Source organism: Streptomyces sp. NPDC002935 (assembly GCF_040611295.1).
In the GTDB taxonomy this organism is placed as follows: Bacteria; Actinomycetota; Actinomycetes; order Streptomycetales; family Streptomycetaceae; genus Streptomyces.
In genome coordinates this window covers 84,390-107,513 of sequence record NZ_JBEXNW010000005.1, presented here as the reverse complement: position 1 = coordinate 107,513, position 23,124 = coordinate 84,390, and the positions used below count along the sequence as shown (strand labels likewise).

The window sequence follows — 23,124 nt, the reverse complement described above, 5'->3', positions numbered from 1 at the left end:
GTGAAGCCGGGAGCTCGGGGGATCGTGGTCAAGGCCACGCACCCCACCCGTCGCCGATCGATCTACCCGTCGGTAGCATCCTGGCCATGGCAGACACCCAGCAGATCGACGAGACCCCCGGCGCCGTCCAGGACCCCAAGGCCGAGCGCGCCGCCGCCAAGCTCGCCCAGCAGATCGGCGCCTTCTCCAGGGCGCACGGCGGGGCCGAGGCACAGGTCGCCTACATCGGGCAGCGCGGCGCCCGCATCGTGCTCGTCGGCGAGGACGGCGGCTGGGGCGACCTCGTGGCGACGAGCTACGAGATCGCCGAGAACGCCGTGAAGAAGGCCGGGATCACCGTCCACGAGGCGTTCGACGGCGAGTTCGCGGCCAAGGTGAAAACAGGCCCGTACGAGTGGAAGCGCATGGCGGGCATCCAGCTCGGGGGACCCTCCAACGACTGACGGGTCACCCGTCGCACGGACGGCCGACAATCATCGGCTCTTCGCACGGGGTGTGCGGGACCAACACCTGACACCCGGCTCAACCGTTAGGACCTGAAAAGCAACGGTCCAGTCGCGGGGGAGTCCGGATGATCGAAACGCCGTCCCTGGTGGACCAGTACTGCCACGGAGTACTGCGGACGGAGCTGGGCCTCGGCACGTTCGAGGCCCAGCTCGCCAGAACCGAGGGGCCCCCGGCCCCCGGCACCACCTTCTTCGACACCCAGACCGGGTTCGCCGTACGACGCTGGTGTCCTCCCCTGCTCGGACTCGAGCCGCACTGCACGCCCGCCCACTATCTGGCCCGGCGGCGCGAACTCGGCGTACTGGAATCGGGCCGCAGACTGCTGCGCGGCAGCGGTATCACCACGTACCTCGTCGACACCGGGCTGCCCGGCGACCTGACCGGCCCGGGCGAGATGGCCTCCGCAGGAGCGGCCAGGGCGCACGAGATCGTCCGTCTGGAACTGCTCGCCGAACAGGTCGCCGACACCTCCGGAACGGTCGAGTCCTTTCTCGCCAATCTCGCGGAATCCGTCCACGGGGCCGCCGCGAACGCCGTGGCCTTCACCTCCGTGGCGGGCGTGCGGCACGGTCTGGCCCTCGCGCCCGAACCGCCGGGGCCCGGGGAGGTGCGGGGCGCGGCGGGCCGCTGGCTGGCGGGCCGCCGGGTGGGCGGCACGCTCACCGACCCCGTCCTGCTCCGCCATCTGCTGTGGATCGCGGTCGCGTCCGGTCTGCCCCTCCAGCTCCACGCCGGACTCGGTGAACCCGGCCTGCGCATCGACCGCACCGACCCCGTCCTGTTCACCGACTTCGCCCGCGCCACGGCCGGCCTCGGCACCGACCTGGTGCTCCTGCACGGCTACCCGTACCACCGGCACGCGGCCCATCTCGCAGGGGTCTTCCCGCATGTGTACGCCGACCTGGGCGCCGCCCTCGTCCGGACCGGCGCACGGGCGGCGGCCCTCCTCGCGGAGATCCTGGAGCTGGCCCCCTTCGGCAAGCTCCTCTTCTCCAGCGGAGCACATGGCCTGCCCGAACTCCATGTGGTCGGCGCCCGCCTCTTCCGCGAGGCGCTCGCACGGGTGCTCGGCAACTGGGTCGCCGAAGGGGCCTGGTCACTGACCGACGCCCAACGGGTGGCCGCCCTGATCGCGGCGGGGAACGCGCGGCGGGTGTACGCGGTGGAGTGAACCGAGCTCCCGCTGCGGCGAACAGCTCCCGCTTCGGGAAACGGCACCCGTTCCGGCGAACGGAGCAGGTGGCGCGAACCCTTCACTCGCGTGCCAGGTGGCTTCAGACTGTGCGGATGACCGACGAAGCCACGGCCCGGTTGCTCGACCGTTTCCTCGCCGATCTGCGCGCCCTGGACCCGGTCGCCCTGTGGGCACACGGTTCGCTGGCCGGCGGCGACTACCAGGAGGGGCGCAGCGACCTCGACCTGATCGCCGTGCTGGAGGATCCCGTCGGGTTCGGCACCGTACGCGGCCTGATCCGGTTGCACCGGCGTCTGCGGGCCGACGAGCCGCTGGCCGCGCAACTGCACTGCAGCTATCTGACGTCCGGGACGGCGGCCGACGCCGAGACGTCGTACATCACCTGGGCCCACAACGGTCCGATGCGACGGCCGGTCACTCCGGTCACCCGCCGTGAGCTGCACGCTTTTGGACGCGTCCTGCACGGGGGTCCGCCGGCGGACCTGCTGCCGCCGGTCCCGGACCAGGAGCTCCGCGCCTTCGTCGTCCGGGACCAGAAGGAGTTCTGGCGCCCTTCGGTGGACAAGGCCGGGCTGTGGACACGGGACGTGTGGGTCTGCCTGGGCACGATCACCTTCGCGCGGGCGACGGTGACCCTGCGGGACGGGCGGCTGATCTCCAAGGGGGAGGCCCTGGACCTGCTCCCCGGGCTCGGGGCGCCGGTCGAGGTCGTCGACGACATCAGGAGCCGGCGCTACGGGAATCCCGGTCCGCCCACACAGGAGTGGGCGCGGCGCAGGGCGGAGCTGACGAGGAGCTTCCTCGGTCCCGCGATCGACGGCCTGGTGCGGGCCTACGAGGGGGCCACGCGCGTGTGAGCGCCGAAGAGGGGGCTACACGCGTGTGAGCGCCGATGTCGTCGCGGGACCCGGCAGATCCGCCACGACCTCCGGACGCTCGCGCAGGGCCATCAGCACGCGCATCACCCCGATCCACACCAGGCAGGAGCCGAGCATGTGCAGGGCGACCAGAGCCTCGGGCAGGTCGGTGAAGTACTGGACGTAGCCGATGACGCCCTGGGACAGGAGGATCAGGAACAGGTCGCGGGTGCGCTGCAGAGGACCCCGGGGAGCGTCGACCGCCTTGAGGACGAACCACAGGGCGAAGGTCAGGGTGACGACGATCCAGGCCAGTACGGCGTGCAGTTTGGCGACGTTCTCCCAGCTGACGGGGATGCGGTCGACCTCGGTGGAGTCGCCCGCGTGCGGGCCCGCACCGGTGACGACCGTGCCGACCGCGATCAGCAGGACGGCGGCGGCGACAAGGAACCACACGAGTTGCTGCACCGACTTGCCGACGAGCGGACGCGGCGCCGCGTCGCCCTCGCGGGTGCGCTGCCACATGAGCGCGGCGACGGTGATGAGCGCGGTGGAGAGCAGGAAGTGGGCGGCGACCGTGTAGGGGTTGAGGCCGACCAGGACGACGATGCCACCGAGGATCGCGTTGCTCATGACGATCCAGAACTGCGCCCAGCCGAGCCGGGTGAGGCCTCGCCGCCACGGCTTCTGCGAGCGCGCGGCGATGATCGCCCACCCGACGGCGGCGCACAGCACGTACGTCAGCATGCGGTTGCCGAACTCGATGGCGCCGTGGAAGCCCATCGCGCTCGTGGCCGTGAGCGAGTCGTCGGTGCACTTGGGCCAGGTCGGGCAGCCGAGACCGGAGCCGGTGAGCCGCACGGCACCGCCGGTGACCACGATCACGACCGCCATGACGAGCGCGGCCAGGGCCGCGCGCTGCACCGTCCGGGATGTCGGGGTCCAGCGTTCGGCGATGAAGGCGAGCGGGTTGCGCACCGCGCTGAGGGCGTCGGCTCGGGTCAGGTTCTGCACGCGCACCATCGTAGGGGGCCGCTTGTGCACGCTTTCACGAGGGTCTGCCTCGCGGCGGTCCACCCGTCACTCCCAGCGGAAGAACCGGCCGGCCGCGCCGAGCCCCACGACCGCCCAGACAGCCAGGATCCCGAGGTCGGCCCAGGGCATCCCGGCCCCGTGCTGGAGCACGTCGCGCAGTCCGTCGGAGAGCGCCGAGATGGGCAGCAGGCCCAGAACGTCCTGGACGCCGGCGGGGAACTTGTCCATCGGCACGATCACCCCGCCGCCGATCAGGAACAGCAGGAAGACGAGGTTGGCGGCGGCCAGCGTCGCCTCGGCCTTCAGCGTGCCCGCCATGAGCAGGCCGAGTCCCGAGAAGGCGGCCGTGCCGAGGATCAGCAGGAGCAGGACGGCGAGCGGGTTGCCGTGGGGCGACCAGCCCAGCGCGAAGGCGATCACGGTCAGCAGGATCACCTGAAGGATCTCCGTGACGAGGACCGATGCCGTCTTCGCGGTCATCAGACCCCAGCGGGGGAGCGGGGAGGCCGCCAGCCGCTTCAGCACGCCGTACCGGCGCTCGAAGCCCGTGGCGATCGCCTGGCCGGTGAACGCCGTCGACATCACGGCGAGCGCCAGGATGCCCGGCGCCAGGAAGTCGACCGCCTCGCCGGCACCGGTGTCGATGATGTCGACCGAGCTGAACAGGACCAGGAGCAGCGTCGGGATCACGACGGTCAGGAGGAGCTGCTCTCCGTTGCGGAGCAGCATCTTCGTCTCCAGCGCGGCCTGCGCGCCGATCATGCGCGACAGCGGGGCGGCGCCCGGCTTCGGGGTGTACGTACCGGCGGTGGTCACGAACGCAGCTCCTTGCCGGTCGGTTCCGAGCTGTGCCTGGTTCATGAGCGCAGCTCCTTGCCGGTCAGCTCCAAAAAGACGTCTTCCAGGGTGTGACGTTCAACCGAGATCTTGTCCGGCATCACGCCGTGCTGGGCGCACCAGGACGCGACCGTCGCCAGCAGCTGCGGGTCGACCTTGCCACCGACCCGGTAGGACCCCGGCGTCAGCTCGGCCGCCGTGCAGTCCGCCGGGAGGGCCTTCAGCAGGGAGTTCACGTCGAGTCCGGGGCGGCCGGTGAAGCGCAGGGTGTTCTCGGCGCCGCCGCGGCACAGCTCCTCGGGGGAGCCCTGGGCGATGACCCTGCCCGCGTCGATGATCGCGACGTCGTCGGCGAGCTGCTCGGCCTCGTCCATGTGGTGCGTGGTGAGGATCACCGAGACGCCGTCGGAGCGCAGGTCGCGCACGAGGTCCCAGGTGGCGCGGCGGGCCTGCGGGTCGAGGCCCGCGGTCGGCTCGTCGAGGAAGACCAGCTCGGGGCGGCCGACGACCGCCATGGCGAGCGCGAGGCGCTGCTGCTGGCCGCCCGACAGACGCCGGTACGTCGTCCGGCCGCAGCCCTCCAGGCCGAGCCGCTCGATGAGCGCGTCCACGTCCAGGGGATGAGCGTGCAGTTTCGCGACGTGGCGCAGCATCTCGTCCGCACGGGCGCCGGAGTAGACGCCGCCGGACTGGAGCATCACGCCGATGCGGGAGTGCAGCTCCCCGGACTGTCTCACCGGGTCGAGGCCCAGGACGCGCACCGTGCCGGAGTCCGGCTTCCGGTACCCCTCGCAGGTCTCGACCGTGGTCGTCTTGCCCGCGCCGTTGGGTCCGAGTACGGCGGTGATGCCCGCCGTGGCCACCAGGTCGAGGCCGTCCACCGCGGTCTTCGTGCCGTACCGCTTCACCAGGGCCTGGACCTGGACCACGGGCTCGCTTCGCATGAGGCGCAAGTCTAGGGACGTCCGCGCGACCCGGAACCGCCGGGGGCCGGGGCCGCATCGACGTACTGGTCCCGCGGCCGGTGCAGCGGAAGCCACCGCTCCGCGTACGCCACCGCGTCGGCCACCGGGAAGAGCCGCGCCCGGGCCGCGCCCACGGTCCCCCGTACGACGGGACGGTCCCGTTCGAAGTCGGCGCCCAGCTCCTCGAACAGCTCGGAGGTGATCGATACCTCCCGCACCGTCTCCCAGCCCGTCGGGGAGGGCCGTCCGACCTCCACGACGGGCGAGGGAACGCGGTATTCGGCCAGGTGGAAGCTGGTGCAGGCGTCGTAGCCCGCGCCGAGCAGCAGGACGCGGGCGCCGCCGGCCTCCAGGCGGGCCAGCGGGCTTCGCTCGCCGAGCCGGCAGTCGGTCGCGTGCTCGTCGACGACCGCCGCCGCGCCCGGGCCCACCGCAGCGAACGAGGTCTCCGGGTGCGCGCTGCGCAGGGCGCCGGGCCAGGTGCGGACGGTCTCGGGTATCACGCCGACGCCTCGGGAGCGCGTCACGCGGGGGTCGAAGGCGGGCATGGTCGCCCGAATGGTCGGCCACCATTCCTCGGGCACCGGCGGGCGGCTCCACAGCGCCGGGTCGGAGAGGTCCCCGGACTGTGTCGGCACCACCAGGGTGCCGTCGGGACCGAGGGCGTCGAGCAGTCCCTGGACGACGGCCACAGGGCCGCCGTTGACCCAGCCGAGGGCGCTCAGCGAGGAGTGCGCAAGAAGCGTTTCCCCTGTTCGCACGCCCAGGGTGCGCAGGTCCGCGGCGACGGTGTCCCGCGTGACGAGTGGGCCGGTCGGAGGGGGTGTCGACATGGTTCGGGAGTCTCCCCGAGAGCCTGTCCGGCCGCCACCGAATTGATCGATCAAAGATCGTTTGCGCAGGTCACGTTAGGTATACCTAAGTGATGCAGCGCACCGCCCGCCCCGGAGGGTGCCGCTTGTCAGGCCCTGAGGAATTACGCAACAATGGTGTTGTGAAAAACGTTGGCGAGGTTCGGGAGACCCCCACGGGGGCCCCGCAGGAGGAACTCGCGACCGGTGAGCGCTCGACGCGCACCCGGGTCGCGCGGTCCATCCTGGACCACGGCCCGTCGACCGTCACCGACCTGGCGGGCCGACTGGGCCTGACCCAGGCCGCCGTACGCCGTCATCTCGACGCGCTCGTGGCCGACGACGTCGTGGAAGCACGTGAGCAGCGGGTCTACGGAGCGCGTACGCGCGGCCGTCCCGCCAAGGTGTTCGCCCTGACCGACTGCGGCCGGGACGCCTTCGACCAGTCCTACGACAAGCTCGCCGAGGACGCCCTGCGCTGGATCGCCGAGCGCGAGGGCGGGGACGAGGCGATCCTCTCCTTCGCCCGCGCCCGGATCGCCGCTCAGGCCGGGGCGTACCGCGAGGCCATCGAGGCCGCGACCCCCGAGGAACGCACGGAAGCGCTGGCCAAGGCCCTGAGTGCCGACGGGTACGCTGCCACGGCGCGCAGCGCACCGGTCGGCGAGCAGCTCTGCCAGCACCACTGCCCGGTCGCCCACGTCGCCGAGCGGTACCCGCAGCTGTGCGAGGCGGAGACGGAGTTCTTCTCCCAGCTGCTCGGCACGCATGTCCAGCGGCTGGCCACCATCGCCCACGGCGACGGGGTGTGCACGACGTTCATCCCCAAGATTTCGCAAACCTCGCAAACCACTGACAACGCATCTGCAAGCACCGCCGGGAGGAACCCCGCATGACGCTCCCCATCGAGGAGACTGCCCACCCTGAGCTCGAGGGTCTGGGTACGTACGAATACGGCTGGGCCGACTCCGACGTGGCCGGTGCCTCTGCCAAGCGAGGCATCAACGAGGACGTCGTCCGCGACATCTCCCAGAAGAAGTCCGAGCCGGAGTGGATGACCAAGCTCCGTCTCAAGGGTCTGCGCCTCTTCGAGAAGAAGCCCATGCCCAACTGGGGTTCCGACCTGTCGGGTATCGACTTCGACAACATCAAGTACTTCGTGCGCTCCACGGAGAAGCAGGCGGAGTCCTGGGAGGACCTGCCCGAGGACATCAAGAACACGTACGACAAGCTCGGCATCCCGGAGGCGGAGAAGCAGCGCCTCGTCGCCGGTGTCGCGGCCCAGTACGAGTCCGAGGTCGTCTACCACCAGATCAACGAAGAGCTCGAGGCGCAGGGTGTCATCTTCATGGACACCGACACGGCGCTCAAGGAGCACCCGGAGCTCTTCAAGGAGTACTTCGGCACCGTCATCCCGGTGGGCGACAACAAGTTCGCGTCGCTGAACTCCGCGGTGTGGTCCGGCGGCTCGTTCATCTACGTGCCGAAGGGTGTGCACGTCGAGATTCCGCTCCAGGCCTACTTCCGTATCAACACGGAGAACATGGGCCAGTTCGAGCGGACCCTGATCATCGTCGACGAGGGCGCCTACGTGCACTACGTCGAGGGTTGTACGGCGCCGATCTACTCCTCGGACTCCCTGCACTCCGCGGTGGTCGAGATCATCGTGAAGAAGGGCGGCCGCTGCCGCTACACGACGATCCAGAACTGGTCGAACAACGTCTACAACCTGGTCACCAAGCGCGCCGTGGCGTACGAGGGCGCGACCATGGAGTGGATCGACGGCAACATCGGCTCCAAGGTCACCATGAAGTACCCGGCCGTCTACCTGATGGGCGAGCACGCCAAGGGCGAGACCCTGTCCATCGCCTTCGCCGGCGAGGGGCAGCACCAGGACGCCGGCTCCAAGATGGTCCACATGGCGCCGAACACCTCCTCGAACATCGTGTCGAAGTCCGTGGCGCGTGGCGGTGGCCGTACGTCCTACCGCGGTCTCGTCGAGATCGGCGAGGGCGCCCACGGCTCGAAGTCCAACGTGCTGTGCGACGCGCTGCTCGTCGACACCATCTCCCGCTCGGACACCTACCCCTACGTGGACGTCCGCGAGGACGACGTGTCCATGGGCCACGAGGCGACCGTCTCCAAGGTCTCCGAGGACCAGCTCTTCTACCTGATGAGCCGCGGTCTGACGGAGTTCGAGGCGATGGCGATGATCGTGCGCGGCTTCGTCGAGCCGATCGCCAAGGAACTGCCCATGGAGTACGCCCTCGAGCTCAACCGGCTGATCGAGCTCCAGATGGAAGGCTCGGTCGGCTAAGCGCCGGCCGCCGTATCCATCAAGCCACTCACGCAAGAAAGCGAGCAGACCGACAGCCATGGCTGAGGCTCTTAACATCCCGGTGGGCAGCACGACCGCCGGCCAGATCGCGGTGGCCGCCGAGTCGACCGTCGCCACGCGCATGAGCGCGCCCCCCTCCTTCGACGTGGCGGACTTCCCGGTCCCCCACGGCCGCGAGGAGGAGTGGCGGTTCACCCCGCTGGAGCGCCTGCGCGGGCTGCACGACGGCACCGCCGTCGCGACCGGCGAAGGCGTGCGGACCGACGTGACGGCCCCCGAGGGCGTCACCGTCGAGACGGTCGCCCGTGACGACGCGCGGATCGGCAAGGCCGGCACCCCGGTGGACCGCGTCGCCGCCCAGGCGTACTCGGCGTTCGAGAAGGCCGGTGTCGTCACCGTCCCCAAGGAGACGGTGCTCACCGAGCCCATCCGGATCGCCGTGCACGGCGAGGGCGGGGTCGCCTACGGTCACCAGGTCATCGAGCTGGGAGCCTTCGCCGAGGCCGTCGTCGTCATCGACCACACCGGTGACGCGGTGCTCGCCGCCAACGTCGACTACGTCCTCGGTGACGGCGCCAAGCTGACCGTCGTCTCCGTCCAGGACTGGGACGACAAGGCGGTCCACGTCGGCCAGCACAACGCGCTGATCGGCCGCGACGCCACCTTCAAGTCGTTCGTGGTCACCTTCGGCGGCGACCTCGTACGCCTGCACCCGCGCGTCACCTACGCGGGCACCGGCGGCGAGGCCGAGCTCTTCGGCCTGTACTTCACGGACGCCGGTCAGCATCAGGAGCACCGCCTCCTGGTCGACCACAACACCCCGCACTGCAAGTCGAACGTCGCCTACAAGGGCGCGCTCCAGGGCGAGGGCGCGCACGCGGTGTGGATCGGCGACGTCCTCATCGAGGCCAAGGCCGAGGGCACGGACACCTACGAGATGAACCGCAACCTGGTTCTGACCGACGGTGCCCGCGTCGACTCCGTGCCGAACCTGGAGATCGAGACCGGCGAGATCGTCGGCGCCGGCCACGCCTCCGCGACCGGCCGCTTCGACGACGAGCAGCTCTTCTACCTGATGGCCCGCGGCATCCCGGCCGACGAGGCACGGCGTCTGGTGGTCCGCGGCTTCTTCGCCGGGCTGGTCCAGCAGATCGGTGTCGACGACATCGAAGAGCGCCTTCTTGTGAAGATCGACGAGGAGCTGGAGGCGTCGCTCTGATGCCCGGCACCTTCGTGCGCGTCTGTGGGCTGAGCGAGCTGGAGGAGGGCACCCCGATGAGGGTGGAACTCGACGGCACGCCGGTCTCGGTCGTGAAGACCGAGGGGGAGGTGTTCGCGATCAACGACATCTGCTCGCACGCGAACGTCTCGCTCTCCGAGGGCGAGGTGGAGGACTGTCAGATCGAGTGCTGGCTGCACGGCTCCGCGTTCGACCTCCGCACCGGCAAGCCGTCCGGCCTTCCCGCGACGCGCCCCGTCCCCGTATACCCCGTTCAGATCGAAGGGGACGACGTGCTCGTCTCCCTCAACCAGGAGTCCTGAGGAACCCATGGCAACGCTTGAAATCCACGACCTGCACGTCACCGTCGAGGCCGACAACGCCACGAAGGAGATCCTCAAGGGCGTCGACCTGACCGTGAAGCAGGGCGAGACGCACGCCATCATGGGCCCCAACGGCTCGGGCAAGTCGACGCTCGCCTACTCGCTCGCGGGCCACCCGAAGTACACGATCACCAGCGGCACCGTCACCCTCGACGGCGAGGACGTCCTGGAGATGTCCGTCGACGAGCGCGCCCGCGCGGGCCTGTTCCTGGCGATGCAGTACCCGGTCGAGATCCCCGGCGTCTCGGTCTCCAACTTCCTGCGCACCTCCGCCACCGCCGTCCGCGGCGAGGCCCCCAAGCTGCGTACGTGGGTGAAGGAGGTCAAGGAGACCATGGAGCGCCTCTCCATGGACCCGGCCTTCGCCGAGCGCAACGTCAACGAGGGCTTCTCCGGCGGTGAGAAGAAGCGCCACGAGATCCTTCAGCTGGAGCTGCTCAAGCCGAAGATCGCGATCCTCGACGAGACCGACTCCGGCCTGGACGTCGACGCCCTGCGCGTCGTCTCCGAGGGCGTCAACCGCGTCCGCGAGACCGGTGAGGTGGGCACCCTGCTCATCACCCACTACACGCGCATCCTGCGCTACATCAAGCCCGACTTCGTCCACGTCTTCTCCGGCGGCCGCATCGTCGAGTCCGGTGGCGCCGAGCTCGCCGACAAGCTGGAGAACGAGGGTTACGAGTCGTACGCAGTCGACGCGAAGGGTGGCGTATCCGCGTGACACAGCTGCCGGGCCTCCTCGACACCGAGGCGATCCGCAAGGACTTCCCCATCCTGGACCGCCAGGTCCACGACGGTAAGAAGCTGGTGTACCTGGACAACGCGGCGACCTCGCAGAAGCCGCGCCAGGTACTGGACGCACTCAGTGGCTACTACGAGCGCTACAACGCCAACGTCCACCGCGGTGTGCATGTGCTCGCCGAGGAGGCCACGGCGCTGTACGAGGGCGCGCGCGACAAGGTCGCCGCGTTCATCAACGCGCCGAGCCGCGACGAGGTGATCTTCACCAAGAACGCCTCCGAGTCGCTCAACCTCGTGGCCAACATGCTGGGCTGGGCCGACGAGCCCTACCGGGTCGACCACGAGACCGAGATCGTCATCACGGAGATGGAGCACCACTCCAACATCGTTCCGTGGCAGCTGCTGTCGCAGCGCACCGGTGCGAAGCTGAAGTGGTTCGGCCTCACCGACGACGGCCGCCTCGACCTGTCGAACATCGACGAGATCATCACGGAGAAGACGAAGATCGTCTCCTTCGTGCTGGTGTCGAACATCCTGGGCACCGTGAACCCGGTCGAGGCGATAGTGCGCCGCGCCCAGGAGGTCGGCGCCCTGGTCCTGATCGACGCGTCGCAGGCCGCGCCCCACATGCCCCTCGACGTCCAGGCCCTCCAGGCCGACTTCGTGGCCTTCACCGGTCACAAGATGTGCGGTCCGACGGGCATCGGCGTCCTCTGGGGCCGCCAGGAACTCCTCGAGGACCTCCCGCCGTTCCTCGGCGGCGGCGAGATGATCGAGACCGTTTCGATGCACTCGTCGACGTACGCCCCGGCGCCGCACAAGTTCGAGGCGGGCACCCCGCCGATCGCGCAGGCGGTCGGTCTGGGAGCGGCGATCGACTATCTCTCCTCGATCGGCATGGACAAGATCCTCGCCCACGAGCACGCCCTCACCGAGTACGCGGTGAAGCGGCTCGCGGAGGTCCCCGACCTCCGGATCATCGGCCCCACCACGGCCGAGGACCGCGGCGCCGCGATCTCGTTCACGCTGGGCGACATCCACCCGCACGACGTGGGCCAGGTCCTCGACGAGCAGGGCATCGCGGTCCGGGTCGGTCACCACTGCGCCCGTCCGGTCTGCCTGCGGTACGGAATTCCTGCGACGACGCGAGCGTCGTTCTATCTGTACTCCACGCCGGCCGAGATCGACGCTCTGATCGACGGCCTGGAGCACGTACGGAACTTCTTCGGCTGAGGGGCTGGCTGGGAACGTGAAGCTGGATTCGATGTACCAGGAAGTCATCCTGGACCACTACAAGCACCCGCACGGGCGCGGTCTCCGGGACGGCGACGCCGAGGTGCACCACGTCAATCCCACGTGCGGTGACGAGATCACCCTGCGCGTGAAGTACGACGGCGAGCGGATCGAGGACATCTCGTACGAGGGGCAGGGCTGCTCGATCAGCCAGGCCTCCGCCTCCGTACTGAACGACCTCCTGGTCGGCAAGGACGTGTCCGACGCGCAGAAGATCCAGGAGACCTTCCTGGAACTGATGCAGTCCAAGGGCCGTATCGAGCCCGACGACGCGATGGAGGAGGTGCTGGAGGACGCGGTCGCGTTCGCCGGTGTCTCCAAGTACCCGGCCCGGGTCAAGTGCGCCCTCCTCAGCTGGATGGCGTGGAAGGACGCGACGGCCCAGGCTCTGGGCGAGAGCGCCGAGAGGAAGACGGCATGAGCGAGAACACCGTGACATCGGACAAGACCGCTGTGGCATCGGACGAGACCGTGGCATCGGGCGAGGCCGCTGTGGTGTCGGGCGAGATCCTGACGACGAAGCCCGCCTCGGAGGAAGAGGTCCGCGAGGCGCTCTACGACGTCGTCGACCCCGAGCTCGGCATCGACGTCGTCAACCTCGGCCTCATCTACGGCATCCACATCGACGACGCGAACATCGCGACGATCGACATGACCCTGACGTCCGCGGCATGCCCGCTGACCGACGTCATCGAGGACCAGGCCAAGTCCGCCACGGACGGCCTCGTCAACGAGCTGCGCATCAACTGGGTCTGGATGCCGCCGTGGGGCCCGGACAAGATCACGGACGACGGCCGCGAGCAGCTTCGGGCGCTCGGGTTCAACGTCTGAGCCTTCGGTACCTCGGTACTTGAGCGCTTCGGTACTTCCGTGCCTCGGCACTTCGGTACCCGCATGGGGCGGCACCTTCGGGTGCCGCCCCATGGCGTTTCCGCGGTGGCGCTCCGGTCTCAGGCCCAGCCCCGCACCAGACGGAACGCCGAGTCGGCCCGGTAGAGCCTGCTGTCCTCGGAACGCTCCAGGTGGAGCTGGAAGTTGCGGTGGCGCAGGAAACGGCCCGGGTAGTTGAGCGCCTCCAGCCGCACGGCGCCGGAGGAGCCGGACCCACGGGGGCAGAAGGTGGCGTCCTTCCGGAAGAGGGCGGAGCCGTCGCTGCGGTCGGCGCGCAGCAGGAAGTCACGGTGACGCAGGTAGGCGCCGTCGGCCGTGGTGAAGGAGTAGCAGGAGGATTTCGCCAGTCCTGGGACCACGGTGAAGCTGGCGGCCCGCCGGGTCGCGGCCGAGCTGTCCGAGCTCACCGGGTCGAGCCGGACCTTTCCGTCGCTCAGATGCCAGAAGCGGTCCGGGTAGTTGACCGCCTGGACCGACTTGCGCGAGGAGGCCGGCCGGGGCGCGGAGGCGCTGCCGGACGCGGCGGGCGCCGACGTTCCGGGGACGGGCCGGCTGCCGGAACCCAGATCCGACGGCGCCGGCGAGGCGGACCCCCGCGCGGCGGAATCCTGTGAGGCGGAATCCTGTGAAGCCGAGCGCGCGGCTTCCGGCGAGGACAGCGCGTTCTTGCCCACCGGGGCGCCGGTGGCTCCGGCGGGGGCGCCGGGGAGGAAGGGATTCGTGGTGTCGGCCGTGGTCCTGTTGTCCGCCCGGTTCTGTGATGGATCGTCAGAATGGTTCGACTGTACGGCGATCACGGTCACGGCGGCGATGGTCACGGCCACCGCGAGCCCGCCGGCCAGCCAGAGCCGACGGGTCCCGGGCAGCTTGCCATCGTCCTTGGCCCCGGCCGTCTGCCAGGGGGCCGGCGGAACGGGAACGAGCTCGGCCGTCATCGGGTAGGGCGCACCGTGCGGGGTGGGGCGCCAGGGCGCTATCTCCTTGGAGGGGCCGGGCTGGTCGGGCCCGGACCCGGGCGTCACTTCAGGCATACGCGTTCCTAGAGGGGGGAGGGCGAGCGCGCGAGAGGGCGACGCAAGGGGGTGGAGGGTGCGGGCACACGGGCAGGGTGGTCGTGGAGGCCCGGTGTGCGACGGGTGAAACAGTAGTGGAACTGTTGAGTTCTGAGCAGTCGTTTCCCGTAGCGATACCGGCGAATTGCCTTGCCGCAGCGGGGAGTTGTCCGACGGTGTCCCAGGGAATCGCACGAAGCCGGGCGGTGGCGGGGTGAGGCGCCGGTCCCGCTCCCGGTCTCGGGGGACGCAGTCACTCCCGGTCTCCGGGGGACGGGCTTCACAGGGCGCTCTCAGCACACTCCCAGCCCGGCCTCATCGCGGGCGCGAATGCGTGGCGCCGTGTCCGATTCTGTGCGACCTGGTGCGCCCTGGTGCGACCTGGTGCGGCCTCTGCGACCTGTGCGAGGCCGCGCTGGGTGGTTCGCCGAAGGGTGTGGCCGGGGGCGGTGGCGGGCCTCCTCGTGCCGGGGGAGACTGCCGTTCATGGCTGTCTCCTTCTACCACCTCGTCATCGAAGCCCACGACCTGCCCACGATGGCCCGCTTCTGGTGCCGAGTCCTCGACTGGCGTGTGCTGTTCGAGGCCGAGGACGAGATCGTCATCGGCTCCGACGCGCACGCGCTGCCCGGGCTCTGCTTCGTGCCGGCCGCGGAGCGCATGACCGTCAAGAACCGGCTCCACATCGACCTCACGCCGGACGACCAGGCCGCCGAGGTCGCGCGGATCCTCGCCCTCGGGGCGCGCCGGGCCGACGTGGGGCAGGGCGAGGACGTCAGCTGGGTCGTCCTCGCCGATCCCGAGGGTAACGAGTTCTGTGTGCTGCGGCCGAAGAAGTCGCTACTGGACTGAGCCGGGCGCACCCGGAGCGCCGGGCGCGTCCGGGCCGCCGGGCGACTCCGGAATCACGGCCACGCGCATCAGCACGTCCGCCAGGCCCTCCCTGCGGATGCGCTGGTCGATGTACAGCAGGTTCGTCACCAGCGGCATGAACACCATGGAGAACATCTGGGTGACGACACCCACGATGAGCGAGAGCACCAGGTAGGGCCCCATCTCGGGTATGAGCTGTGCGAAGACGTCCGCGGCGTCCGGGGGCGGCTGCGCCGAGGGGACGTACGGCTGCGGGGTCGGCATCGCGAACATGAGCGGCAGCCTGATCACCAGCGAGGCGATGACCGCGATCAGGCCGCCGAGCAGGGTGATGCCGAACGTGCGCCACCACGTGCCGCGCATCAGCCGCACCGAACGCCGCATCGCCGTCAGCGGAGACGCACCCTCCAGCACGGCGGCGGCCGGGGCGAAGCTGAACAGGACGTACAGCCAGATCGTCAAAGGCACCGAGAGCAGCAGGAGCAGGAAGATGGCCCCGACCGACACGAACGGCTCGGACGTCGTCACGGACACGACCAGCGCGACGGACATCAGGGCGAACAGCGCCAGCGGGATCACGACGATCAGGCCCATCAGCAGCATCACCCCGAACACGGAGGGGGTGCGCGGCCAGGCGCGCCGCCAGACGCCACCGATGTGGGCCCGACGTCCGAGTACGGCGTCGTGCAGGGTCGCCGCGGACGAGGCCTGGATGAAGGCGTTGGCCACCAGCGCGACCAGCAGACCGACGGCCCACATGGTGCCGAATGCGACCAGGACGGCACGTATGTCGGTCCAGTCGGCTGTACGGGGTGCCGCGGAGATGCGATGCAACTGGTCGGCCGTCGCGGCGTAGGCGAGGCCCGCCATACCCAGGGTCAGGGCCGCCAGGCACAGGCCGACCAGGGCGGCGAGCCCGAACAGCGGCCGCGCGTAACGGCGCATCGTGACGAAGGCACCGCCGAGAACGGTGTCCACGCCGAGCGGGGCCAGGGGGATCACTCCCGGCTTGGGCGGCGGAGGCGGCGGCATCCAGCCCCAGCCGCCCGGAGCACCCCCGTACGGTCCCGACGGTCCCCACCCAGAACTGTCCGACATGCCTCGTGCGCTCCATTGTTTCGGGAACCTGTGCGATTCCGGCCCCACTGTGATCGCGAACGATATCCGCTGGGGTGCATGGTGCCCATGGGGTTTACGTGATCACTTTGTGTACGGGTGTACGTATCGATGTGTACTCTTGTACGCATGGGATATGTGCTGCTCGCGGGAGCCATCGCGGCGGAGGTGGGCGCGACCACCGCGATGAAATACACAGAAGGCTTCAGCAGGCTGTGGCCGTCGCTGCTGACCGTCCTCGGATACGTCGTCGCCTTCGCGCTCCTCGCGCAGACCCTGAAGACCGTCTCGGTCGGGACGGCCTACGCGATCTGGGCCGGTGTCGGCACCGCCGCCATCGCGGCCATCGGCATGCTGTTCCTCGGCGAGGGGCTCACGGCCGCGAAGGCCGCCGGGATCGCGCTGATCATCGGCGGAGTCGTGCTGCTGAACCTGGGCGGGGCTCACTGATGGCCGCGCACGGCGCGGCGGACGGCGGCCTTTGATGGCGCGCCGGTACGACCCCGAGCGACGGCAGCGGATCATCGACGCGGCGATCCGTGTCGTCGGCGCCAAGGGCATCGCCGGGCTCAGCCATCGCTCCGTCGCCGCCGAGGCCGATGTGCCGCTCGGCTCCACCACGTACCACTTCAAGACCCTCGACGAACTCATGGTCGCCGCCCTGCGCCAGGCGAACGAGGGCTTCGCCAAGGTTCTCGCCGCGCGCGGCACCCTGGAGGACACCCGTGCCGACCTGGCCGCCGAACTCGCCGGGCTGATCGGCGAGTGGCTGGCCGGCGACCGCACCGGCGTGGAGCTGGAGTACGAGCTCTACCTCGCCGCCCTCCGCAGACCCGCCCTGCGCCCGGTCGCCGCCGAGTGGATCGACAGCCTCGTGGAGCCGCTGACCCGCCGCACGGACCCGGTCACGGCGCGGGCGCTCGTCGCCCTGCTGGACGGGATCTGTCTCCAGGTGCTCCTGACGGGGACGGCGTACGACGAGGGGTACGCGCGCGAGGTGCTGGCGCGGGTGCTGCCGTGAGTCGGGACGGCCGGTGCTGGTGCTGCCCTGTGTCGGTGTGGCGCTGCTGATGTGAGTCGGGATGGCCGCGGTGGGCCTGCCGTGGGGCGGGAGGGCCGGCGCCGGTGCTGTTGTGAGTCTGGATGCCCGGATGCCCGGATGGGGTTCGGGGGTGCGGGTCGGGCGCTCGGTACCTGAGACGTCCCGCGTACCGGTTCGCCCGGGCGGACCCCGCCACGTTAGGTTTCACCCATGACCGACACGACTGCTTCTCGTACCACCGGCGCCGTCGCCGCCGGGCTCGCCACCCTCACCGCCGACGGCACCGTTCTCGACACCTGGTTCCCCGCGCCCGAACTGTCCGCTGCGACTGCCGAGGGCCCCGGCCCGTCCGGCACCGAACGGCTGTCCGCCGAGCGGGCCGTGGAACTGCTCGGCGAGGGAGCCGCGCAGGCGATCGGCCCGGACGCCCGCCGGGGCGTCGAGGTGGTCGCGGTCCGTACGGTCATCGCGTCGCTCGACGACAAGCCGCTCGACGCGCACGACGCGTACCTGCGCCTGCACCTTCTCTCGCACCGTCTCGTCAAGCCGCACGGCCAGAACCTGGACGGCGTGTTCGGGCTGCTCGCCAACGTCGCCTGGACCTCGCTCGGCCCGGTCGCCGTCGACGACATCGAGAAGGTCCGGCTGAACGCGCGCGCCGCCGGTCTGCACCTCCAGGTGACCTCCATCGACAAGTTCCCGCGCATGACGGACTACGTCGCGCCCAAGGGCGTCCGCATCGCCGACGCCGACCGGGTCCGCCTCGGCGCGCACCTCGCCGAGGGCACGACCGTCATGCACGAGGGCTTCGTGAACTTCAACGCGGGCACGCTCGGCACCTCCATGGTCGAGGGCCGCATCTCCGCCGGTGTCGTCGTCGGCAACGGTTCGGACATCGGCGGCGGCGCGTCCACCATGGGCACCCTCTCGGGTGGCGGCAACGTCCGTATCACCATCGGCGAGCGCTGCCTCGTCGGCGCGGAGGCGGGCGTCGGCATCGCCCTCGGCGACGAGTGCGTGGTCGAGGCCGGGCTGTACGTCACCGCCGGCACGCGTGTGACGATGCCCGACGGAGACATCGTCAAGGCACGCGAGCTGTCCGGGGCGTCGAACATCCTGTTCCGCCGCAACTCGGTCACCGGAACCGTCGAGGCCCGCCCGAACAACGCGGTGTGGGGCGGCCTGAACGAGGTCCTGCACAGCCACAACTGACCATGGGCGGCCGTGATCTGCGGCCGCCTGATCGATCGATGTTCTGACCTGCTGTCGAGCTGTCGGCAGGTGTCGACGTCGGTCATCGTCGAGCGCCCTTCCACGGCCCCAGGACGGCCCGGGAGGGCGCTCGCCTATGTGCCGAGGCTCGTGGCGAACTCCTCCAAGGCTGCGAAGTCGTCCTCGCGCAGGCCGAGCCGGGGGTCGACGTGACGCAGGAGAGCGGCCGCCGGGTGGTGGGCGGCGACGAACGCGTCGTCGGCCGGGCCCTGTTCGTCGTCCACCCAGGCGAAGGAGCGGCCCGCGGCGTAGGTCACGATGCGTTCCGTCTTCCAGTGGACGCCGTCGGGGCGCTCGGCGAAGAGCGCGCCGGTGAAGTCGACGTAGGGGAGTTCGGGGAGGCCGATCACGGGCGCGATCCAGCGGTTGGCGGCGTCCATCCACGTGGTCGCCCAGCACAGGTCGTAGCCGAGGGCGAGGAGGGCACGGCCGTGATCGGGGTGGAGCCAGACGCGCAGGGGCCGGCCGGGCTCCAGGGTCACCCGGATCGTCGTATAGCCGGCGGGCCGGCGTTCCGGCTGGGCCGCGTACGGGTTGAGGGGGCCGTCGACATCGAGGAACAGCAGCGGTCGGCTCACCTCGACAACGTACGGCAGGAACGGCGTGGGCTCGCGGGAATTCCGCACCGTGCGCAGGCCAGGATGGTCCCTTCGCCGCGTGGCCTGGGATTATCTCGCCACGTCAGGCATAGCGGCGGGCGGGCGCGCGCGTCATAGGGGGCACAGGGGCCGGGCACAGAGCCCGCCGGGGAAGAGAAGGTGACGATGGATGCCGAAGGGCAGGAGAGTTTCCGGGAGTTCGTGGCGAACCGGTCGTCCGCGTTGCTGAAGACGGCCGTTCTCCTCAGCGGCGGGGACCGGCACGCTGCCGAGGACCTGCTGCAGAACGCGCTGATCAAGGTGGCGGGCCGCTGGAACCGGATCGACGAACCGGAGGCCTACGTACGGCAGGTCCTCTACCGGCAGCAGGTCAGCCGCTGGCGGCTGAAGTGGCGGCGGCGCGAACTGAGCGTCGCCGAAACGCCGGAGGCGAGCACGGGAGCGGACGCCGCGTCGGCCGCCGAGCTGCGCCTCGTGATGCGCGGGGCGCTGGCCCGGCTGACCGCCCGGCAGCGCACCGTTCTCGTCCTGCGCTACTTCGAGGACCTGCCGGAGGCCGACGTGGCCCGGATCCTGGGGTGCTCCGTGGGGACCGTACGGTCCACGACGCACCGCTCGCTGGCCCGGCTGCGCACCCTCGCGCCCGAACTTGCGGCGCTCGGCCCGGCCGCGGCCGAGGCCGAGCAGCCGCCGTCCCGTGACTACTCGCCCGTGGAGGTGCGTCCGTGAACGTCGATGAACTGGTAGGCGACGCCTTCCGTGAGCAGGCCGCGGACAGCATGCCCGCGCCCCCGTACTTCGCCGACCGGGTCCTGGCCGTACGGCGCCGCCGCCGCACCCGCAGGCTCGCGACCGTCGCCGTGGCGACCGCCGCCGTGGTCGCCGTCGCGGTGGGTGTACCGCGCCTCGTCGGCGGCGGTGACGATGTGCGGCCCGCGAGCGAGATGAACAAGAGCGACATCATCGGCCACCCCGACCAGTCACCGCCGAGGACCATGATCGCGGCGGGGGACACGGTGCTCTCCGCCTTCTACGTCAACAAGCCCGTCAAGCAGGCGAACGGCGACAGCGTCCTCACCCGGGTGTACGGGCTCCTCGACCAGAAGTCGGGTACGTACAAGAAGGTCAAGTGGGCCTTCCTGGACGTCGCACCCGGCTCCCGCACCGCCGCCGTGCTGGAGGGCGAACTCCCGGCCAGGCGCATCGGGCTGCTCGACCTGATCACCGGCAAGGTCGACCGCTGGATCCCGGTGGACCGGGGCGTCGGCGGTGTCGCCTTCTCGCCGGACGGCAAGAAGCTCGTCGCGACGACCTATGCGAAGGACCCCGACCGCACCTTCGTGGACCATCCTCAGAACGTGAACGGCAAGGAGATCCCCGGGCCGGTGCCGAGCCGTACCGGATTCGCCGTCGTGGACGTCGCGTCGGGCCGGGCGGACTGGCACGAAGCGCCGTATCAGACCGACGAGATGGGATGGCCCGGAAACTCTCGTGAGGACTTCGACTGGAGCCACGACGGCACGCTCGTCTACGTGAACTCCATGGAGAAGCCCTTCCGTCAGTACTACGGTCTGGACGGTGACAAGGCCGAGTGGCCCGTGGGTGAGAAGGTTCCCGTCTCCGTGGAGGCCGGCGTCTCGCCCGACGGGAAGCTCGGGGCGGGGAACTTCGCCGGCCGCGGCACCGTCATCGCGGCCGCGATCGTGGATCCGCGCACCGGCGGACAGGTCGACACCGTGCCGGTACAGCAACTCCTCGCCTGGGCCGACAACAAGCGGCTCATCGCCTGGGGCTGCGACCCCAAGAGGTGCTCCGGCAAGGGAGAGTTCCACAACCAACTCCTCCTGGTCACCATCGGCACCGACAAGGTCGTACCGCTGAGCGACTTCCGCAAGGCGAGCGACACTTACCCGGGACGCTGGACGCCCGTCTTCAGTACCCGCTGACCAGATGTTCGTACGCTGCCAGCAGCCCGTCGGCCGTCTCGCGGTCGGCGGGCCGCAATGGGGGGCGAGGTGGGCCTGCCGGGAGGCCGAGGCGGCCGAGCAGGGCCTTCGCCGTGACGGTTCCCGGCAGGCCGGCCGACATCATCGACTCGATGAGGGGGACGGCCCGCCGCTGGAGACGCGCCGCCTCGGCGGTGTCGCCCGCGTCGAACGCGTCGAGGATCGACCGGAAGTGACGCGGCGCCGCGTTCGCCACCGTGCTCACATACCCGGCCGCGCCGATCGCGTACAGCGCGAGGACGTACTCGTCGCAGCCCGCGTAGTACGCCAACTCGGTACGGGCCAGCACCTTCTGCGTACCGAGGAGGTCGTACGCGCAGTCCTTGACCGCCACGATCCGCGGATGCTCCGCCAGCCGGATCATCGTCTCCGGCTCGATCCGGGTCCCGGTGCGCCCCGGGATGTCGTAGAGCACGAGGGGCAGCCCCGAGGCGTCCGCGATCTCCCGGAAATGCGCCTCGACCGCGTCCTGCGGAGGCCTGCTGTAGTACGGCGCGACCACCAACAGCCCGTCGGCGCCCGCCTTTTCGGCCGCGAGGGCCAGCTCCACGGTGTGCCGGGTGTCGGCCGTCCCCACCCCCGCCACGATCGACGCCCGGTCGCCGACGGCCTCCCGCACCGCCCGTACCAGCGCGGCCTTCTCGGCGTCCGTCGTGGTCGGCGACTCACCCGTCGTCCCGGAGAGCACCAGCCCGTCGCATCCCTCGGCCACCAGTCGCTCGGCGAGCCGCTGGGCGCCGACGACATCCAGCGCACCCGCCTCCGTGAACGGCGTGATCATCGCGCAGAGGGTACGGCCCAGGGGAGGAGCGGCTCGCGTCGCCCGCGAGGCGGCCGGGGAAGCGGTGACGGTGACGGCGGTCGGGGGAACGGTCCTCGGAACGGTCATGGAAGTAGTCTCGGCCTCCCCACTGTGAAGCTCCACTTAATTCTTCTACGAGATATCCGCAATGGATGCTACGCATTTCTGCAGTGCCCGGGGCGGGGGGCGGCGAACGGGGCGGTGACTGCTGCAGGTCGGCCGGGTCGTCCCGGGCCGCGTGGAGGCACTGGTGCCAAACCGGCCCGTCATGGGTCACCATGGCGTGGACGGCAGTCGTCGGCAGAGCGGGAGGCGTCATGAGGCTCGGCAAGGCACTCGCCACCGGAGTCGCGCGGGAACAGGCTCACGCACACGAGGACGAGTTCGAACTCCCCGAGATCATCGAGGAGTCGGAGACGTCCGTGCCCGAAGAGGTTCCGGCCGGACGATGAGGCTGCGGCTCCCCGAGGAACACCCGACGGAGCCGCCGACCGGATACAAGATCGCCCACCCGGTGCTGTCCCAGGACGGCACCCGGGCCGGGTTCACCGGCGTATCGCTGGGCGGGGCGCTGCCGTACGGAGTACTGGACGAGGCGCGCTGTGTCTACGGACGGCGGCACCACGCGCCGCACCGCCGCTGCGACTGCGGCTTCCACTGTGTGCACGAGTCCGCCGCCGCCGAGGCGATGCTGTGCACCGCCGAGCACCGGGCGGCCGTCCTCCTCGAAGTCTCCGTCCTCGGTGCCTACATCCGCTTCGAGCGGGGCTTCCGCTACGCCCGTCAGCGGGTGCGCAGCGCCACCGTCGGCCCCTGCGGCTGCGGCGCCGTGGCCGGAGCGCTGGCCGACGCGGGCTGGGGGCGCCCGGGCTGGCGCGCGTTGACGGCCGCCTGCGCGGGATGCGTCCGCGGTCGTACGTCGCTCTCGCTCGCCTCCTTCGCACGGCTGGCCGGGGAGGGCCTGCGGGTGCGGGTCACCGGCGGCCCCATGGTCGCCACGGCCGGTCTCGGAGTGTCCGAGCTGGTCGCGGAGGCGGCGCTGCTCCAAGCCCGACTCGACTGGTTCCAGAGCCAGTTGGCTCGCCTGGACGACCAGGGCTCGCAGGGATGACCCGGACCGGTCCGGGTACCCGAGTCCCGGCGAGCGAGAAGAGCCGGGTCCTCGCCGTGAGCCTGCTCCGACGGCGGCACAACGGTCATCGACGGCACCGTTGAGGTCCGTCCGAGGGGTCGGAGGGGAGCGATGCGGC

The 23,124-nt window shown here is 70.3% G+C and carries 27 protein-coding genes; 19 read left to right on the top strand and 8 right to left on the bottom strand.

Annotation, left to right across the window (positions count from 1 at the left end):
- The first annotated feature begins 86 nt into the window (after positions 1-86).
- From ABZX90_RS08200 to ABZX90_RS08190, 3 genes are all read left to right on the top strand, one after another.
- Positions 87-443 (top strand): hypothetical protein, encoded by a 357-nt coding sequence (locus tag ABZX90_RS08200; RefSeq protein ID WP_351129392.1) that lies wholly within the window; start codon positions 87-89, stop codon positions 441-443.
- Positions 444-571: 128 nt separating this feature from the next.
- Positions 572-1,678: an amidohydrolase family protein gene (locus ABZX90_RS08195; RefSeq protein WP_351129394.1), complete on the top strand. Its 1,107-nt coding sequence runs from the start codon at positions 572-574 to the stop codon at positions 1,676-1,678.
- Positions 1,679-1,794: 116 nt separating this feature from the next.
- Positions 1,795-2,559: a nucleotidyltransferase domain-containing protein gene (locus ABZX90_RS08190; protein ID WP_355202534.1), complete on the top strand. Its 765-nt coding sequence runs from the start codon at positions 1,795-1,797 to the stop codon at positions 2,557-2,559.
- A 15-nt stretch (positions 2,560-2,574) separates the two neighbouring features.
- Here ABZX90_RS08190 and ABZX90_RS08185 read toward each other — a convergent pair whose 3' ends face one another.
- The 4 genes from ABZX90_RS08185 to ABZX90_RS08170 are packed head-to-tail and all read right to left on the bottom strand — an operon-like array spanning position 2,575 to position 6,229.
- Positions 2,575-3,582, bottom strand: a complete 1,008-nt coding sequence (locus tag ABZX90_RS08185; RefSeq protein WP_351129398.1) for a COX15/CtaA family protein — start codon at positions 3,580-3,582, stop codon at positions 2,575-2,577.
- Between the two features lie 57 nt (positions 3,583-3,639).
- Positions 3,640-4,455, bottom strand: a complete 816-nt coding sequence (locus ABZX90_RS08180; RefSeq protein WP_351129400.1) for an ABC transporter permease — start codon at positions 4,453-4,455, stop codon at positions 3,640-3,642.
- Entirely contained in the window at positions 4,452-5,375 is a 924-nt protein-coding gene (locus ABZX90_RS08175; RefSeq protein WP_351129402.1) for an ABC transporter ATP-binding protein, read from the bottom strand. The genes ABZX90_RS08180 and ABZX90_RS08175 overlap by 4 nt, the downstream gene beginning before the upstream one ends.
- 11 nt (positions 5,376-5,386) lie before the next feature.
- Positions 5,387-6,229 carry an AAC(3) family N-acetyltransferase gene (locus ABZX90_RS08170; protein ID WP_351129404.1) on the bottom strand — a complete coding sequence of 281 codons (843 nt, stop codon included), beginning with the start codon at positions 6,227-6,229 and terminating at the stop codon, positions 5,387-5,389.
- A 161-nt stretch (positions 6,230-6,390) separates the two neighbouring features.
- Here ABZX90_RS08170 and ABZX90_RS08165 point away from each other — a divergent pair, with 161 nt between their 5' ends.
- The 8 genes from ABZX90_RS08165 (at position 6,391) to ABZX90_RS08130 (ending at position 13,052) form a co-directional block, all read left to right on the top strand.
- A complete protein-coding gene (locus ABZX90_RS08165) occupies positions 6,391-7,143 on the top strand; it encodes a metalloregulator ArsR/SmtB family transcription factor (protein ID WP_351129406.1) in 753 nt (250 codons plus the stop codon).
- The gene (sufB, locus tag ABZX90_RS08160) at positions 7,140-8,564 is read left to right on the top strand and encodes a Fe-S cluster assembly protein SufB (RefSeq protein WP_351129408.1); all 1,425 of its coding nucleotides are present in this window, start codon (positions 7,140-7,142) and stop codon (positions 8,562-8,564) included. The genes ABZX90_RS08165 and sufB overlap by 4 nt, the downstream gene beginning before the upstream one ends.
- Before the next feature lie 58 nt (positions 8,565-8,622).
- A complete protein-coding gene (sufD, locus tag ABZX90_RS08155) occupies positions 8,623-9,804 on the top strand; it encodes a Fe-S cluster assembly protein SufD (RefSeq protein WP_355202527.1) in 1,182 nt (393 codons plus the stop codon).
- Positions 9,804-10,127: a bifunctional 3-phenylpropionate/cinnamic acid dioxygenase ferredoxin subunit gene (locus ABZX90_RS08150; RefSeq protein WP_355202524.1), complete on the top strand. Its 324-nt coding sequence runs from the start codon at positions 9,804-9,806 to the stop codon at positions 10,125-10,127. Before sufD ends, ABZX90_RS08150 begins: the two co-directional genes overlap by 1 nt.
- 7 nt (positions 10,128-10,134) lie before the next feature.
- A complete protein-coding gene (sufC, locus tag ABZX90_RS08145; protein ID WP_351129415.1) occupies positions 10,135-10,908 on the top strand; it encodes a Fe-S cluster assembly ATPase SufC in 774 nt (257 codons plus the stop codon).
- A complete protein-coding gene (locus tag ABZX90_RS08140) occupies positions 10,905-12,161 on the top strand; it encodes a cysteine desulfurase (protein WP_351129416.1) in 1,257 nt (418 codons plus the stop codon). The genes sufC and ABZX90_RS08140 overlap by 4 nt, the downstream gene beginning before the upstream one ends.
- A gap of 16 nt (positions 12,162-12,177) precedes the next feature.
- Positions 12,178-12,642: a Fe-S cluster assembly sulfur transfer protein SufU gene (sufU, locus tag ABZX90_RS08135; RefSeq protein ID WP_151470345.1), complete on the top strand. Its 465-nt coding sequence runs from the start codon at positions 12,178-12,180 to the stop codon at positions 12,640-12,642.
- A gap of 74 nt (positions 12,643-12,716) precedes the next feature.
- Positions 12,717-13,052 (top strand): metal-sulfur cluster assembly factor, encoded by a 336-nt coding sequence (locus ABZX90_RS08130; protein ID WP_355202911.1) that lies wholly within the window; start codon positions 12,717-12,719, stop codon positions 13,050-13,052.
- A 119-nt stretch (positions 13,053-13,171) separates the two neighbouring features.
- Here ABZX90_RS08130 and ABZX90_RS08125 read toward each other — a convergent pair whose 3' ends face one another.
- On the bottom strand, positions 13,172-14,143 hold the full coding sequence (locus tag ABZX90_RS08125) for an AbfB domain-containing protein (protein ID WP_355202519.1): 972 nt from the start codon (positions 14,141-14,143) through the stop codon (positions 13,172-13,174).
- A gap of 507 nt (positions 14,144-14,650) precedes the next feature.
- Here ABZX90_RS08125 and ABZX90_RS08120 point away from each other — a divergent pair.
- Positions 14,651-15,016, top strand: coding sequence for a VOC family protein (locus tag ABZX90_RS08120; RefSeq protein ID WP_351129420.1), 366 nt, complete (start codon positions 14,651-14,653; stop codon positions 15,014-15,016).
- Here the strand turns inward: ABZX90_RS08120 and ABZX90_RS08115 are convergent.
- Complete coding sequence (locus ABZX90_RS08115; RefSeq protein WP_355202515.1) at positions 15,005-16,135, bottom strand: hypothetical protein; 1,131 nt, start codon at positions 16,133-16,135, stop codon at positions 15,005-15,007. The two genes, ABZX90_RS08120 and ABZX90_RS08115, sit on opposite strands and share 12 nt — an antisense overlap.
- A gap of 147 nt (positions 16,136-16,282) precedes the next feature.
- Between ABZX90_RS08115 and ABZX90_RS08110 the strand changes: the two genes are divergently transcribed.
- The 3 genes from ABZX90_RS08110 to dapD all read left to right on the top strand — a co-directional run bounded on the left by ABZX90_RS08110 (position 16,283) and on the right by dapD (position 18,407).
- Positions 16,283-16,603 carry a multidrug efflux SMR transporter gene (locus tag ABZX90_RS08110; RefSeq protein ID WP_266757393.1) on the top strand — a complete coding sequence of 107 codons (321 nt, stop codon included), beginning with the start codon at positions 16,283-16,285 and terminating at the stop codon, positions 16,601-16,603.
- 34 nt (positions 16,604-16,637) lie between these two features.
- Positions 16,638-17,174, top strand: coding sequence for a TetR family transcriptional regulator (locus ABZX90_RS08105; RefSeq protein ID WP_351129424.1), 537 nt, complete (start codon positions 16,638-16,640; stop codon positions 17,172-17,174).
- Positions 17,175-17,405: 231 nt separating this feature from the next.
- Positions 17,406-18,407, top strand: a complete 1,002-nt coding sequence (gene dapD, locus ABZX90_RS08100) for a 2,3,4,5-tetrahydropyridine-2,6-dicarboxylate N-succinyltransferase (RefSeq protein ID WP_351129425.1) — start codon at positions 17,406-17,408, stop codon at positions 18,405-18,407.
- Between the two features lie 134 nt (positions 18,408-18,541).
- Here the strand turns inward: dapD and ABZX90_RS08095 are convergent, their stop codons facing one another.
- Positions 18,542-19,045, bottom strand: coding sequence for a hypothetical protein (locus ABZX90_RS08095; protein WP_351129427.1), 504 nt, complete (start codon positions 19,043-19,045; stop codon positions 18,542-18,544).
- 186 nt (positions 19,046-19,231) lie between these two features.
- On the opposite strand from ABZX90_RS08095, the gene ABZX90_RS08090 reads away from it, so the two are divergent.
- Together ABZX90_RS08090 and ABZX90_RS08085 are read left to right on the top strand one after the other, a co-directional pair.
- Positions 19,232-19,795 carry a SigE family RNA polymerase sigma factor gene (locus tag ABZX90_RS08090; RefSeq protein WP_355202510.1) on the top strand — a complete coding sequence of 188 codons (564 nt, stop codon included), beginning with the start codon at positions 19,232-19,234 and terminating at the stop codon, positions 19,793-19,795.
- Positions 19,792-21,012 (top strand): WD40 repeat domain-containing protein, encoded by a 1,221-nt coding sequence (locus tag ABZX90_RS08085; RefSeq protein WP_355202507.1) that lies wholly within the window; start codon positions 19,792-19,794, stop codon positions 21,010-21,012. Before ABZX90_RS08090 ends, ABZX90_RS08085 begins: the two co-directional genes overlap by 4 nt.
- On the opposite strand, the gene dapA is transcribed toward ABZX90_RS08085, so the two are convergent.
- Positions 20,999-21,997, bottom strand: a complete 999-nt coding sequence (gene dapA, locus ABZX90_RS08080) for a 4-hydroxy-tetrahydrodipicolinate synthase (protein WP_355202504.1) — start codon at positions 21,995-21,997, stop codon at positions 20,999-21,001. The genes ABZX90_RS08085 and dapA overlap by 14 nt on opposite strands.
- 194 nt (positions 21,998-22,191) lie before the next feature.
- Here dapA and ABZX90_RS08075 point away from each other — a divergent pair, with 194 nt between their 5' ends.
- Together ABZX90_RS08075 and ABZX90_RS08070 are read left to right on the top strand one after the other, a co-directional pair.
- Complete coding sequence (locus ABZX90_RS08075; protein WP_355202502.1) at positions 22,192-22,326, top strand: hypothetical protein; 135 nt, start codon at positions 22,192-22,194, stop codon at positions 22,324-22,326.
- A complete protein-coding gene (locus ABZX90_RS08070; protein ID WP_355202499.1) occupies positions 22,323-22,985 on the top strand; it encodes a hypothetical protein in 663 nt (220 codons plus the stop codon). The genes ABZX90_RS08075 and ABZX90_RS08070 overlap by 4 nt, the downstream gene beginning before the upstream one ends.
- The last annotated feature ends 139 nt before the right edge of the window (positions 22,986-23,124 follow it).